This window comes from Zobellia russellii (assembly GCF_044597075.1).
Lineage (GTDB): Bacteria > Bacteroidota > Bacteroidia > Flavobacteriales > Flavobacteriaceae > Zobellia > Zobellia russellii.
Genome location: NZ_CP139000.1, coordinates 4,000,677 through 4,013,408, shown reverse-complemented (window position 1 = coordinate 4,013,408; position 12,732 = coordinate 4,000,677). Strand labels below are relative to the sequence as shown.

Annotated in this window: 14 protein-coding genes; all 14 read right to left on the bottom strand. The window is 39.0% G+C overall.

The genetic code is table 11. The features are described from left to right. Window positions 1-17: 17 nt before the first annotated feature. Window positions 18-1,157 carry an efflux RND transporter periplasmic adaptor subunit gene (locus SJY45_RS16425; RefSeq protein ID WP_215438490.1) on the bottom strand — a complete coding sequence of 380 codons (1,140 nt, stop codon included), beginning with the start codon at window positions 1,155-1,157 and terminating at the stop codon, window positions 18-20. 63 nt (window positions 1,158-1,220) lie between these two features. After that, window positions 1,221-2,483, bottom strand: a complete 1,263-nt coding sequence (locus SJY45_RS16420; RefSeq protein ID WP_215438491.1) for an ABC transporter permease — start codon at window positions 2,481-2,483, stop codon at window positions 1,221-1,223. Between the two features lies 1 nt (window position 2,484). Further along, a complete protein-coding gene (locus SJY45_RS16415) occupies window positions 2,485-3,714 on the bottom strand; it encodes an ABC transporter permease (protein ID WP_400072131.1) in 1,230 nt (409 codons plus the stop codon). Further along, window positions 3,704-4,408 (bottom strand): ABC transporter ATP-binding protein, encoded by a 705-nt coding sequence (locus SJY45_RS16410; protein ID WP_215438493.1) that lies wholly within the window; start codon window positions 4,406-4,408, stop codon window positions 3,704-3,706. The genes SJY45_RS16415 and SJY45_RS16410 overlap by 11 nt, the downstream gene beginning before the upstream one ends. A 108-nt stretch (window positions 4,409-4,516) precedes the next feature. Next, a complete protein-coding gene (locus SJY45_RS16405; RefSeq protein ID WP_215438494.1) occupies window positions 4,517-5,629 on the bottom strand; it encodes an efflux RND transporter periplasmic adaptor subunit in 1,113 nt (370 codons plus the stop codon). Window positions 5,630-5,689: 60 nt separating this feature from the next. Further along, window positions 5,690-6,949: an ABC transporter permease gene (locus tag SJY45_RS16400; protein WP_400072128.1), complete on the bottom strand. Its 1,260-nt coding sequence runs from the start codon at window positions 6,947-6,949 to the stop codon at window positions 5,690-5,692. 32 nt (window positions 6,950-6,981) lie between these two features. Further along, window positions 6,982-8,226, bottom strand: a complete 1,245-nt coding sequence (locus SJY45_RS16395; RefSeq protein ID WP_303405185.1) for an ABC transporter permease — start codon at window positions 8,224-8,226, stop codon at window positions 6,982-6,984. A gap of 100 nt (window positions 8,227-8,326) precedes the next feature. Beyond that, window positions 8,327-8,560 carry a hypothetical protein gene (locus SJY45_RS16390; RefSeq protein WP_215438497.1) on the bottom strand — a complete coding sequence of 78 codons (234 nt, stop codon included), beginning with the start codon at window positions 8,558-8,560 and terminating at the stop codon, window positions 8,327-8,329. Window positions 8,561-8,598: 38 nt separating this feature from the next. After that, the gene (locus SJY45_RS16385) at window positions 8,599-9,132 is read right to left on the bottom strand and encodes a DUF420 domain-containing protein (protein WP_215438498.1); all 534 of its coding nucleotides are present in this window, start codon (window positions 9,130-9,132) and stop codon (window positions 8,599-8,601) included. Then, window positions 9,133-9,855: an SCO family protein gene (locus SJY45_RS16380; RefSeq protein ID WP_400072125.1), complete on the bottom strand. Its 723-nt coding sequence runs from the start codon at window positions 9,853-9,855 to the stop codon at window positions 9,133-9,135. A 25-nt stretch (window positions 9,856-9,880) separates the two neighbouring features. After that, on the bottom strand, window positions 9,881-10,519 hold the full coding sequence (locus SJY45_RS16375) for a hypothetical protein (RefSeq protein ID WP_400072124.1): 639 nt from the start codon (window positions 10,517-10,519) through the stop codon (window positions 9,881-9,883). A 99-nt stretch (window positions 10,520-10,618) separates the two neighbouring features. Continuing rightward, window positions 10,619-11,005 (bottom strand): cytochrome C oxidase subunit IV family protein, encoded by a 387-nt coding sequence (locus tag SJY45_RS16370; RefSeq protein WP_215438501.1) that lies wholly within the window; start codon window positions 11,003-11,005, stop codon window positions 10,619-10,621. A 50-nt stretch (window positions 11,006-11,055) separates the two neighbouring features. Continuing rightward, entirely contained in the window at window positions 11,056-12,045 is a 990-nt protein-coding gene (locus tag SJY45_RS16365; RefSeq protein WP_400072121.1) for a cytochrome c oxidase subunit 3, read from the bottom strand. 97 nt (window positions 12,046-12,142) lie between these two features. Next, entirely contained in the window at window positions 12,143-12,724 is a 582-nt protein-coding gene (locus SJY45_RS16360; protein WP_289038815.1) for a cytochrome c oxidase subunit 3, read from the bottom strand. Between the last annotated feature and the right edge of the window lie 8 nt (window positions 12,725-12,732).

The window sequence follows — 12,732 nt, the reverse complement described above, 5'->3', positions numbered from 1 at the left end:
ATTATGATTGATGATTTTTACTCTTCTTTAGCTTCTTCTTCCTCTTCGTCTTCTCCTTTTTTGATAGGCTCGGTCTTGTTCCAAATCTTCACTTTGTCCGATTCCGTTAATCCTGATACGATTTCAACGTTAACCCCATCCGAAATTCCTATCTCAATATCCCTTCTTTCAAACTGCTGATCGCCAGTTTCAATCTCTACGTATGGTTTATCGGTCTTTTTATCAAACTGCAACAGCGCTTCGGGAATAACCAGTACGTCGTCTTTTTTCTCAAGAACCAATGATGCATTGGCACTATATCCAGCTCGTATAAAAATATCATCTTTTACCTCAACATCACCTTCAATCTTAAACTGTACCGCACCTGTTTCCTCTATTCCCTTTGGCGCAATAAAACGTAATTTTGCATCCAGCTCGGTTCCTTCTATTGCACCCAAACTAATTTTTAAAGGTGTCCCTACTTCCAATTTGGCAACCTCGCCTTCATCAACCTTTCCTTCAAAAATCATCTTGCTTAAATCGGCAATGGAAGCAATGGTTGTACCATCATTAAAATTGTTACTCTCAATAACCTGATCACCTTCTTCTACCGGTATTTCCAAAATAGTCCCGTCTACCGTAGCGCGTATGTTCGTATTGGCACTGCTGGAACCTCCGGCCGACCCTTGACGAATAATCTGATAGTCGGCTTTTGCATTTTCAAGCTCCTGTACCGCTTGATCGTTCTGTAGTTGAAGGGTATTAAAATCCTGGCTAGAAATCACACCTTTATCGAACAAGGTCTTGTTCCTGTTGTATTCAATTTTTATATTATTAAGTGCCAGTTCCGCATTCCTTACCCTACCTCTAGATTGGTTTAGGGCCTGTTCGTTTGGCACCACCTTAATTGTTGCTATTAAATCTCCCGATTTAACCTTCTGACCTTCCTCCAAGTATATTTTTTGGATGATACCCGAAATCTGAGGTTTTATTTCTACCTCATCCTCTGGAATTACTTTTCCTGTGGCCACGGTTTTCTTTTCTATATTAGAAATGAAAGGGTTTGACGTCTCATACGTAACAGCATCTTTACTGTTTGATTTCACGAAAAAAGCTGCGGCCCATAGGGCACCTAATATCAAAATACCAATTAAGATATATTTTACGATTTTGTTCATTTTTTCAGATGTGTTTATTGTCTATTGGTTCTGTTGTCTTCCGATTTGTTACAAAATAGCTTATTATTCTTCACGTAGCGCGTCAATAGGCTTAATACTAACGGCACGTTGGGCAGGTATAAGCCCAATTAAGGTTCCTAATACCACCATAATGGCCAACGCCCCTAACACATAGGGTATAGGCACTGTTGGGTTTGTATAAGGGAAATCAATATCTTTTGTTAAACTAGCGATACCCGCCAAAGTCATGGCACCCAAAATAATACCCATGATACCCGCTATGACGGTAAGAAAAACGGATTCTAAAATAATCTGGTTACGCACTTCCGCAGGTGTGGCGCCAAGCGCCCTTCGTACGCCAAGTTCCTTGGTTCTTTCCTTTACCGAAATAAGCAAAATGTTACCAATACCTATAACCCCTGCCAAAATTGTAGCAATACCAACAATAAGGGACAGAAACGTAATTCCGTTGGCAAAACCAACGATTTTATTGAACTGTTCCCCCAAATTGAACGACCCAAAAGCACGGTCATCATCCGGATGTACGTTATGCAGGTTCTTTAACAAGTCCTTTATATTCTCCTCTACTTTTATAACATCTGCATCATCATAGGCCGCAATGGAAAACCATCCTACATTTTCGCCTGTATTGTACAATTTTTTGAAGGTGGTAAAAGGAATAAAAATATCGCCATCACCACCAAAACCACCACTAGGCTCAAATTTATGGACTCCTATTACTTGAAAATATACATTGTCAATTTTAAAATATCCACCAATGGGATTCTCATCCTTATCAAACAGCTCTTTTTGTGTACGCTCACCAATTACCGCCACTTTACGGGACTGCTCAATATCCTCATCATTAATAAAACGACCGCCATCATAAATTTTCTTGGGAGCTATTTTGGTAAAAGCCGGATAATCCCCAAACAAAGAATAACTACCCGTTTTGTTCTTACGGCCAATGTTGGCAGGGGGCGACCCAAAAAATCCACGTACGTTTCGTGGGGCAATATATTCTACTTCCGGTATACGATTTTCTATCATTACCGCATCTTCGATTTTTAATTGCATCTGCCTTCCGGTCTTGTACCCCTCATTGGGCATGCTTGTGCTTTGCCCCCATACGAACATACTGTTCCTGGCAATGGTCTGGAACATGCTCTCAAAACCATTGTCCATGCCCTTGGCCGCACCGGAAAGCGCTATGTAAATAAAGATGCCCCATAAAACCCCAACAACCGTAATGACGGTCCTAATCTTGTTCTTACTGATCGAACCGAAAATCTCTTGCCATGTATTTCTATCGAATATAAAGCTCATATTATTCGTCTCTTAGGGCTACAATGGGTTTAATACGTGCGGCACGCCTTGCGGGAACATACCCTGCAATGGCACCAAAAATAATCAGTACTATAGTAGCCGAAACCGCTATACTTGTATCTATATATGGGTTGGTAATAAAAAAGTCCTTTAGCTTTTCACCCATTGAACTTAAAATGGCCACACCAACGAGCATCCCAACAAAACCGGAAACCGTAGTTATAAATACGGATTCCAATAAAATAGTTCCAATTACCGCTTTGGGCGTAGCGCCTAGTGCCTTGCGTATACCCAATTCCTTTGTTCGTTCCTTGACCACAAAGACCATAATGTTACTGATCCCGATAATACCTGCTATTATAGTCCCAAAGGCTACGAAACCTACAATGATCTGTAACACCCTGGCAAATTGCTGATTCTGTTTTAATTGATCGGCCACGTTCCTGATGAATATTCCGTTTTGATCCTTAGGATTGATGTATTTTTTTGAGCGGATAAACTTATCCAAACTCTTTTCAAAGGCCATAGCCCCTGCATAACCAATCTCCGGTTTAAACCCTACAACAATCTGATTGATCTTATCCGTGTTCTTTTCAATCAACTGTCGGGTGGTATACGGAATATAAACCACGCGCTCTTCATTATCTCCTCCATCATCTTGAAAAACTCCAATAACTTTAAAAGAGCTACCACCTACATCTATATATTTACCCATTGAATTTTTAGCCCCAAAAAGGTCTTGCTCCACCAACCTACCAATCACAGCATATTTGGTCTTGTTTTTTATATCCAGGTCGTTTAAGTAACGCCCCTTCATCATAATGGTCATTTCATTGTACTGGTGTGCAGGCCCTACTGCTTGTGTTCTATAACTATTGGACTCGTTTTTGTAGCTAACCGTATCCTGGCGTGTTAATCTTGGTGAAATATAATCAAGGAACAAGGGGAAGTTTTTCTCAATATCTGCCAAATCACTATTATCGAACTCAATGGCCCTATTGGATTTATAACCTTTATAGGGCATAGTTGTCCTACCAGGAAATATATAGAACACATTGGTGGCATCATCACCAAAAAAATCATCAAAAGTATTGATGAGGCCGTTGCCAAATCCGAAAAGCACAACAAAAATAAGAATACCCAAAGCCACGGTAAACCCCGACAAAAATGTACGAAGTTTGTTTTTTTGAATAGTCTCGAAAATTTCTTTCCAGTTGTCTCTACTTAACATATTGAGCAGCCCTAACCTGTTCTACTTTTTTATCTTCCACGATTACTCCATCCTTTAAATGCACAATACGCTTACACATATGGGCAATGTCTTCTTCATGCGTAACGACAAGAATGGTATTGCCCTCATCATTTATATTCTGAATAAGATCCATTACTTCGTACGATGTCTTACTATCCAATGCACCGGTAGGCTCATCGGCCAAAAGCACTTTTGGTTCTGCCGCCATAGCTCTTGCTATTGCCACACGTTGCTTTTGCCCCCCGGAAAGTTCATTTGGCAAATGGGTTGCCCATTCTTTAAGCCCCACCTGAGCCAAGTATTTAAGGGCTTTTTCCTCCCTTTCCTTTCTAGGCACTTTTTGATAGTATAATGGAAGTGCCACATTTTCCATAGCACTTTTATAGTTTATAAGGTTAAACGACTGAAATATAAAACCTAAGAACTTATTTCTATATTTAGCCGCTTTGGTCTCGTTCAAATTCTTAATAGGAACTCCGTCTAACGTATATGATCCGGAATCTGCCTCATCTAACATTCCCAAAATGTTCAATAAAGTTGATTTTCCCGATCCGGACGAGCCCATAATAGCCACAAGTTCTCCTTCTTCAATACTAAAATTCAACCCTTTTAAAACATGCAACGAATTGCTACCCATTTTGTAGGATTTATGCAGATCTTTAATTTCAATCATGGTAGTATTGTTAATTGTATTTGGAATTCTTGAACAATATGACAATAGGACTTGTAAGTTGCCCAATTGTTACAAGATGGACTCCAAATTTTGTGTTAAATAATAAAATTATCCTTTTTCTTCCTCCTTTTCAATGGCATTCCAGACTTTGATTTTATCCGTTTCTGTAAGTCCGGATTTTACTTCAACAAAAATACCATCGCTGATACCCAGCTCAATATCCTTGCGTTCAAAGCTTTGATCCCCACTTGAGACTTCTACATAAGGCGACTTTGTTTTATCATCAAACTGCACCAAAGCTTCCTTAATAGCCAAAACACTATCTGCCTTACCTAGTATTACCGATGCATTGGCACTTAGCCCCGCCCTGATAAAAACGGAATCCTGCTTTTTCATAGTTCCTTTAATTTCAAACTGAATGGCACCGTTCTCTTCTTTTCCCTTAGGAGCTATATAATCCAGAACTGCATCAAATACCTTTCCCTCTAAAGCCCCAACAGTAATTTCAAGAGGCAAATTCTCTTTAATTTTACCTACTTCACTTTCGTCTACCTTTCCTTCAAAAATCATTTTATCTACATCTGCAATGGCGGCAATGGTAGTTCCTTCGTTAAAATTGTTACTCTCTATTACCTGATTACCCACTTCCACGGGCACCTCAAGTACCATTCCGCTAACGGTTGCCCTAATTTGAGTATTCGCGGCATTTCCATACCCTTTTGTAGTACCTGTTTTTACAATATCATAACGCTTGTTGGCCGCAGCATACCCTTGTTTAGCTTGGTCATAAGTAACTTCCGCACGTTCCAAGTCTACTTTTGATATCACCCCTTTAGCGAACAACCCCTTTTGACGCTCCAGGTTTCTAAGCTGGTCATCTAAATTAATCTTGGCCTCATCAATTGTATTTCGCGCATCGTTAAGCGCATTTAGATTGGGCACCACCTTAATCCTACAAAGCAAATCTCCCGACTTTACATAATCACCACCTTCAACAAACACCTCTTCTATTACCCCAGAAATATTAGGCTTAATGAGTACTTCCTCCAAAGGAAGTATGCTTCCCGTGGCTACCGTTTTCTTTACAATAGTCTTTTTAGATGCCTGTTCCGTTTCATACACTACAGGGTCTTCAGCGTTTTTTTGGTATAGGTAATACATTGATCCGCCAAAGGCCACGACTATAAGCAAAAGGATGATTCTGGTTACTGACTTTTTCATTTTTATGATTGATTGATGTTACGTTATTCGTTTGTTGTTTTTATAAAATTGATTCTCAGTCTACTCGGTTCTGAGTGCATCTATAGGCCTTACTTTTATTGCACTCTGTGCCGGAATAAAACCAGCTAAGAGACCTGAAAAAATAAGAATGAACAGAGCCACTACAACTACTCCTAAGCTTACACTGGGATTAGCGAACATATCTACCGGACCGTTCATATCTAAAAGCACATTTACCCCATAGATAAACAATGCACCTAAAGTAATCCCTGCCATACCCGATATAATGGTCAAAAAGATAGATTCCATTAAAATCTGTAATTTAATGGACCAAGGGTCTTCTCCTAAAGCCCTACGTATTCCTATTTCCTTGGTTCTTTCCTTTACCACAATAAGCATAATGTTACTTACCCCAATTATTCCAGAAAGCAACACTAGAATCCCTACGAAATAGGCGATAAAACGCAACGCCCCAAATAAACTCTGAACGCGCTGAAATTGTTCATATAAATCAAAATGCCCGACGGCACGTTGATCATCCGGGTGCACTTTATGGTTTTCTTTAACCACGCCCATAATCTTATCCTTTAGACTAGTGATAGAAGTACCATCGTTTGCAGTTATGGCCATCCACCCCACATCATTCCCCCTATTAAAGGCTTGGGAGAATGTGGTAAAGGGCACGAAAATTTCCTTTTGCGCTTCCTCGCCATCGCCATCGTTGCTCTTCTTTTTATAAGTTCCGACCACCATAAAATTCACTCCCTGAATCTTTATAAACGAACCCAGTACTTCTTCATCTTTATCGTAAAGCCCTGCTCGTACTCCCTCTCCTATTATTGCAATCTTTCGTTTTTCCTTTATATCATTATAGTTCAAAAACCGCCCGGAAGTCATGGTCATAGGGTCTTGCTTGCTAATTTCAGGATAATCACCGTACACATTATAGGCTCCGGTCTTAATCCCTCGGACTACATTGTTGGCTCCATTAAACCCGCCAAGTTGGTTTCTTGGAGATATAAATCTTAAGTTGGGCACCTTATCCCTTATCGCCTGAACGTCTTCAACTTTAAAAAGAAAGCTTCTATTTTTTGGAAGACCCTTATAGGGCTTAGTAGTACTTCTAGACCACATGAACATGGTATTGGTAGCAATGTCTCCAAAGTCTTGCATAATGCCGTTCTCCAGCCCTTTTCCTGCCGAAAGCAACAGGATTAAGATGAAAATACCCCAGAATACTCCAAAGGCCGTTAATACGGTTCGGAACCAGTTACCGGTAAGTACTTCTAAAATTTCTTTCCAACGGTCTTTATTGAACATATTTGTGAAATAAAATTGGTTCAGATATTTTTTTATTCATCTCGTAATGCATCAATGGTATGAATATTGGCCGCCCTCCAAGCAGGAAAGAACCCTGCCACTGCCCCCGCCAATACTAGTACAAAAACAGTTGAAATAGCTACCGTAAAATTTACGGAGGGGTTTAAAACGTAGTCCACCTCTATATGAGGGCCAACAAACTCCAAGAGTCCCATACTAAAAATGAGTCCAGCAAAGCCAGAAATGGCCGTAATGAAAATAGATTCGTGTAAAATCATCCCAACTATAGACCATGGCTTGGCTCCAAGTGCCTTTCGTATACCAATTTCTTTCGTTCTTTCCCTTACCACGATCAGCATAATATTACTCACCCCAACCACACCAGCTATTATGGTACATATGCCAACGAACCAGAAAAACAAAGCAATATTATCCGTTAGACTATAGTACCTTTTGGCTTCTTCCATAGCACTCCATACGAATATAGCATTGGTGTCATCCGGAGCAACAGTATGAGCTTGTTGCAAATACGACTGAAGACTGTTTTTGAACTTTATGGATCGGGAAACTACTTCTTCAAAATTATCTGCTGGCGGTAAAGTATATGCTAGGTTATTTAATCTATCCCCACCGTTAAAAGTGCTTTGGGCCGTGGTCATGGGTATGTAAATGCGCTCCTCTTCCCTGTCCTCGGTTTCATTGAATATGCCAACAATCTTAAAAGGCAGTCCTGAAATCTTAATAAATTCCCCAACCGGGTTATCAACTTTAGAAAAAACATCATCTGCTATTTTCTTTCCTATTATCGCTACTTTAGCCCTATCCTTTTCATCCTGGGGATTTAGAAATCTACCCCCGGACATATTTGCATTCTCTATTAATTGAAATTGGGACGAAACTCCCTGTACCTGGTACACCAATGCTTCATTACCGTAGGTAACCGATACATTCCGAACAAAAATTCTAGGTGATTTAAATTGAATATCATCTTCGAGCAACTTTGCCGAAAACTCGTAGTTGGCATTGGTTAACTGAATATTTCGGCCGGGGTTGAGCCCCTTATACTTTTTTGTAGTAGTACCCGGCCACACCCAAACACTGGTTGCCGCATCTTGTTCAAACTCATGGGCAATACCATTGCGAAAGCCTTCGCCAAAACCTAATAAAATAACGAGAATAAATATACCCGAGGCCACGGATAAACCGGTAAGGAAGGTTCGCAATTTATTTTTGCGAATCGTATCAAAAATTTCCTGCCACCTTTCGATGTCGAACATGTAGTTGATTTTGATTGATTGATGAGCACGATGGGGGATATCGCACAACTACAAGACTATGAAGGGCACTTTTTGTTACACTAAATTACCAAAAGAAATGTTAAACTTCTTCTGGGGACCTATTTTTCATCTTTTTGTATACGAAATAAAAGAGTCCTCCTACAAGAATATAGGGCAAAGCCATAAGGTATACAATGCCGTTGTTTATACCTTCCGCTGCATCAACGTTACCACTACTTTCCAAAGCGGCACGACACATAGCACATTGCGCCTCCATATCTTGAGGAATCATTAAACTAGCTAAAAAAAGTAAGGCAAACAGGCTCTTTTTCATTCTCATGTATTAAACAATTATCTTCTTCCTATTTTCTTCTAACTTATATAGTAAGGTGAAATCATAATGTACACCACAACACCCGTAACCGCAACATACAACCATATTGGAAACGTAACCTTTGCCCATTTTCTGTGGCTTTCAAACTTTTCCAAATAAGCAAAAGCATAGGTTTTTAAGACCATAGGTATGATAGCGATTGAAAGAACAATATGCGAAATCAGAATAAAGAAATAGACATAGCGCATACCTCCTTCACCACCGTAGGATGTAGATTCTGAAGTCATATGATACGCAATATACATTACCAGAAATAACAGAGACAATCCAATACAACTGGTCATTATGTTCTGGTGTAGTTTCTTTTTACCGTTTTTTATGGCCCAAACAGCCACAATCAACAGCACGGCCGTAAGTCCGTTTATTGAAGCATAAATTGGAGGCAAGAAACCAAGTCTTTCTACATTTGGTATTTTAACCCCAAATAATATAGCCACCACTACCGGTACAATTATAGAAACTACCGTAATTAACTTATTGAACTTTTTTTCCTTGGCTAGCGTCTCCTCCATCTATTCTGCTAATAAACGTTTGATATCTTCTTTTAAGATTGAAATCTGCTCCTTTTCACCGTGGTCATTTTCACTTTGTTTCTCAGTAATGGCGCCACGATAGTAAATAATAGGGTTTCCAAAATCGTCTTTTCTTGACCTTAAATATCCTTCCTTATCCACTAAGGCAAACAGACCGGAATGTTCAAAACCACCTGGTGCATCCGGCATTTCAGAAGCAAATATATTGAAACCGTTATTGGCCAAATCGTAAATCTGTTCTTTATCGCCGGTCATTAAATGCCAGTCCAAATCTGTAATTCCATTCTTTTCGGCATATGCTTTTAATACCGTAGGAGTATCAAAATCCGGAGTTATAGAAAATGAAGCTATTCCAAATTGGTCATTACCCTTGAATTGGTTTTGTATTTCAACCAGATTTTGGGTCATAATAGGACAAATAGAAGGGCAGCTCGTAAAGAAAAACTCCACAACAAACACTTTACCCTTATAATCCGAATTGGATATGGCCAAGCTATCTTGATTGATAAGATTAAAAGAAGGCACCCTTTTCTTTTCTCCATTTAAGGTGATGTAGGACAAAGTACTCTTTGCATTTTCTACATTCAAACGGTCGTTCTCTACAATGGTTCCACTAGAAATACGATTTACAATTTTTGGTACGAAGATGATTCCAAAAACCAGTATTACCAAAGACACCCAAACGTACGTATACTTTTTCATTGCAGCATTTAAATCTAAACCGTTACTACTTTTGCCTATCGGCGCTATTCTTTTTTAGGGCCATACGATATTCCGCCAATATAATCTTTACATCATCTTCCATCTTATTATTAAGTTCGGAAACCGATGAAGCATCAAAACCGTATAGCGTACCTTCCTTATCATCTTCCGTTCGGCCCCTAAGACTCAAATCTTTGTCTATAATAAAGGCATAGGGCGTGCTTAAATCACTTTCAAGCTCTATATCCGTATTCAGCGAATTGAAAAAATCGGTTACTTGCTGGTCATTGCCAAAAACAAAGTTCCATTTTTTCATATCTACTAAATGCCCCAACTCCTTCTTTAACTCATCGGCCTGTGCCTCGGTTCCCTTTGGCATTACCATGACAAACTGAAAGTCTTTAAACTGATAAAAACGCTTGTATATTTTTTGATTAAGATTGAAAGCGTTACCATTTTTTTTATCGGGATTTTTCCCCAAGAAACCTACCACGGTAATATTGTCTTTAAGACTAACATTGGGATCCATGTGCGTTACGTCATCCACCCCTTCTGTCAAAACCGATAGCTTCCCAAAGTTAGTTACCCCTGAAGCAAAAAAGAGATATGCCACTATAGGCAAAATAAACAATACCACTAAGACCGAATACTTTTTTACCTGCATAACAAAAGAGTGCCGAACACCAAATTTAGTAAACCACAAAAATAAAAAAGACGGTTGTGAAACCGTCTTAGTATGCTGTTAATTTATTAAGATATTATTTTAGAAATTCCACTGTATGAAACCATCTTTATATACGTTATAAACATAGTCCGCTTCAAAAAGAAGAATGAACAATAGATAAGCTACTAGAAAAATAGGCGTCCATACAATTGCTCTTCTCAAAGAACTCTTTTCATCACGTAAGTGCATAAAATCCCAAGCAATATAGTACGCCTTTACCAAAGTAAGGATTATGAATATCCAGTTCAATAACTTCATCCCAATAAAGTAGGAATGTGTTAATGATCTTGGTTTTACAATACCCAATACTACTTCAACCGCTGTAATAAGAGAAAGAAATATAAGTACTCCCCAAATTTTCTGGGTGTTGGACTTAAACTTCAACAGTCCTCTAAAAATTTCTAGTTTGTGTGCGTGTTGTGCCATATTATATAAATCTCAAATGCGTTATATATCGTTTTTTCAGGAAGAATAAATTATACCAAGTAGAAAAAGGTAAATACAAATACCCATACCAAATCTACAAAGTGCCAGTACAGACCAACTTTTTCAACCATTTCATAATGTCCTCTTCGCTCATAGGTTCCTAAAATCACATTAAAGAATATGATTACATTGATTATCACACCTGAGAAAACGTGAAAACCGTGAAAACCTGTTATAAAGAAGAAGAAATCTGCAAATAAACGACTACCATATTCATTACGAATTAAGTTAGCGCCTTCAACAACTAATTGACCGTCCTTTATTTTCTTAAGAGACTCCTCTCTATTGAGTAAAGTTTTATGCCCTTCGTGTTCGCCTTCCTGTACTATAGCCTCAGTTCGGATAAGGATGTTCGGGTTAGCCTTAAAGCCTTCCATTACCTCGTTAAACGAATAACTAGGCATATATCCTTCATCAAAAAACCACACTCCGTTCTTACGCTCATGTTCCGTACGCTCCGTAGGTATAGTCTTTGCAAAATCACGAATTGCAGCACGCTCGCCCGTTTCGGCATTTACAAATTGTAGAATACGACCACCTTTAGTCTCAACCGCACCATAATCACCTTTTATAAACGTACCCCATTCCCAAGCCTGAGAACCTACGAATATAGCACCACCAATAATGGTAAGGAACATATACCAGATTACGGCGTTTTTCTTCATTTTATGTCCTGCATCCACAGCCAAAACCATAGTTACGGAAGACATAATAAGTATGAACGTCATGAAAGCCACATAAATCATGGGGTAATTACCATGAAAGAAAGGAACGTGGGTAAAGACCTCATCCGCTATTGGCCACGTTTCTATAAACTTAAATCTTGAAAAGCCGTAAGCAGCTAAAAAACCTGAGAAAGTTAAAGCATCAGAAACGATAAAGAACCACATCATCATTTTTCCGTATGATGCTCCTAGGGGACTATTTCCGCCACCCCACACGTTTTCTTCTGCCGTACCAGTTGTTACCGTTGTATCCATATATTTTGTAGTATGGTTAGATTTTGCACAAATTTATAGTTTTCTTATGTATCGTGAAAGCGCTATACACATGAAAAACCAACTTTATTTAATTTTATTACCCTACGAAGTACATAAATGCCAGTAAATAAACCCATAACAGGTCTAAAAAATGCCAAAAAGTTGCTCCTAAATCTACTCCTAAATGCTCTTGAGGGGAGTATTTACCCTTTACCTGATTGTATAAGACCACTAATAAGGATATAAGACCTGCCGCTACGTGCACAATATGCACCATAGCAATCAAGAAAACATACGATAATTTAATGTTACTTGTTGGACCCGTGAAATAGTATCCTGTGGCTATCATTTGGGAAAATCCGTTGAACTGAAACGCAACGAAGGCAATACCCAAACCCAATGTAGCCAACAACCAACGTGTCCCTACAGTAGCGCTACCACTTTTTATGGCTTTTTTGGCCATAATATACGTTAGACTACTAGCTATGATCAATGCCGTACTCACAAAGAACGAACTTGGCAAATGAAGGTCACTGATCCAATCTTCACGAGAGCTACTTACAATATAAGCACTGGTCCACCCGGCAAAACCCATGATAAGGCTTACAATACCAAACCAGAGCATCATTTTTTTAGCCCTATCGTTCTTTTCTTTCCCCGTTCCTCTTGTTAAATCCATGATTATAT

What these genes read in the sequence shown, in the direction of transcription:
- SJY45_RS16425 (WP_215438490.1), bottom strand. Translation starts at nt 1,157, where the DNA reads ATGAACAAAATCGTAAAATATATCTTAATTGGTATTTTGATATTAGGT.
- SJY45_RS16420 (WP_215438491.1), bottom strand. Translation starts at nt 2,483, where the DNA reads ATGAGCTTTATATTCGATAGAAATACATGGCAAGAGATTTTCGGTTCG.
- SJY45_RS16415 (WP_400072131.1), bottom strand. Translation starts at nt 3,714, where the DNA reads ATGTTAAGTAGAGACAACTGGAAAGAAATTTTCGAGACTATTCAAAAA.
- SJY45_RS16410 (WP_215438493.1), bottom strand. Translation starts at nt 4,408, where the DNA reads ATGATTGAAATTAAAGATCTGCATAAATCCTACAAAATGGGTAGCAAT.
- SJY45_RS16405 (WP_215438494.1), bottom strand. Translation starts at nt 5,629, where the DNA reads ATGAAAAAGTCAGTAACCAGAATCATCCTTTTGCTTATAGTCGTGGCC.
- SJY45_RS16400 (WP_400072128.1), bottom strand. Translation starts at nt 6,949, where the DNA reads ATGTTCAATAAAGACCGTTGGAAAGAAATTTTAGAAGTACTTACCGGT.
- SJY45_RS16395 (WP_303405185.1), bottom strand. Translation starts at nt 8,226, where the DNA reads ATGTTCGACATCGAAAGGTGGCAGGAAATTTTTGATACGATTCGCAAA.
- SJY45_RS16390 (WP_215438497.1), bottom strand. Translation starts at nt 8,560, where the DNA reads ATGAAAAAGAGCCTGTTTGCCTTACTTTTTTTAGCTAGTTTAATGATT.
- SJY45_RS16385 (WP_215438498.1), bottom strand. Translation starts at nt 9,132, where the DNA reads ATGGAGGAGACGCTAGCCAAGGAAAAAAAGTTCAATAAGTTAATTACG.
- SJY45_RS16380 (WP_400072125.1), bottom strand. Translation starts at nt 9,855, where the DNA reads ATGAAAAAGTATACGTACGTTTGGGTGTCTTTGGTAATACTGGTTTTT.
- SJY45_RS16375 (WP_400072124.1), bottom strand. Translation starts at nt 10,519, where the DNA reads ATGCAGGTAAAAAAGTATTCGGTCTTAGTGGTATTGTTTATTTTGCCT.
- SJY45_RS16370 (WP_215438501.1), bottom strand. Translation starts at nt 11,005, where the DNA reads ATGGCACAACACGCACACAAACTAGAAATTTTTAGAGGACTGTTGAAG.
- SJY45_RS16365 (WP_400072121.1), bottom strand. Translation starts at nt 12,045, where the DNA reads ATGGATACAACGGTAACAACTGGTACGGCAGAAGAAAACGTGTGGGGT.
- SJY45_RS16360 (WP_289038815.1), bottom strand. Translation starts at nt 12,724, where the DNA reads ATGGATTTAACAAGAGGAACGGGGAAAGAAAAGAACGATAGGGCTAAA.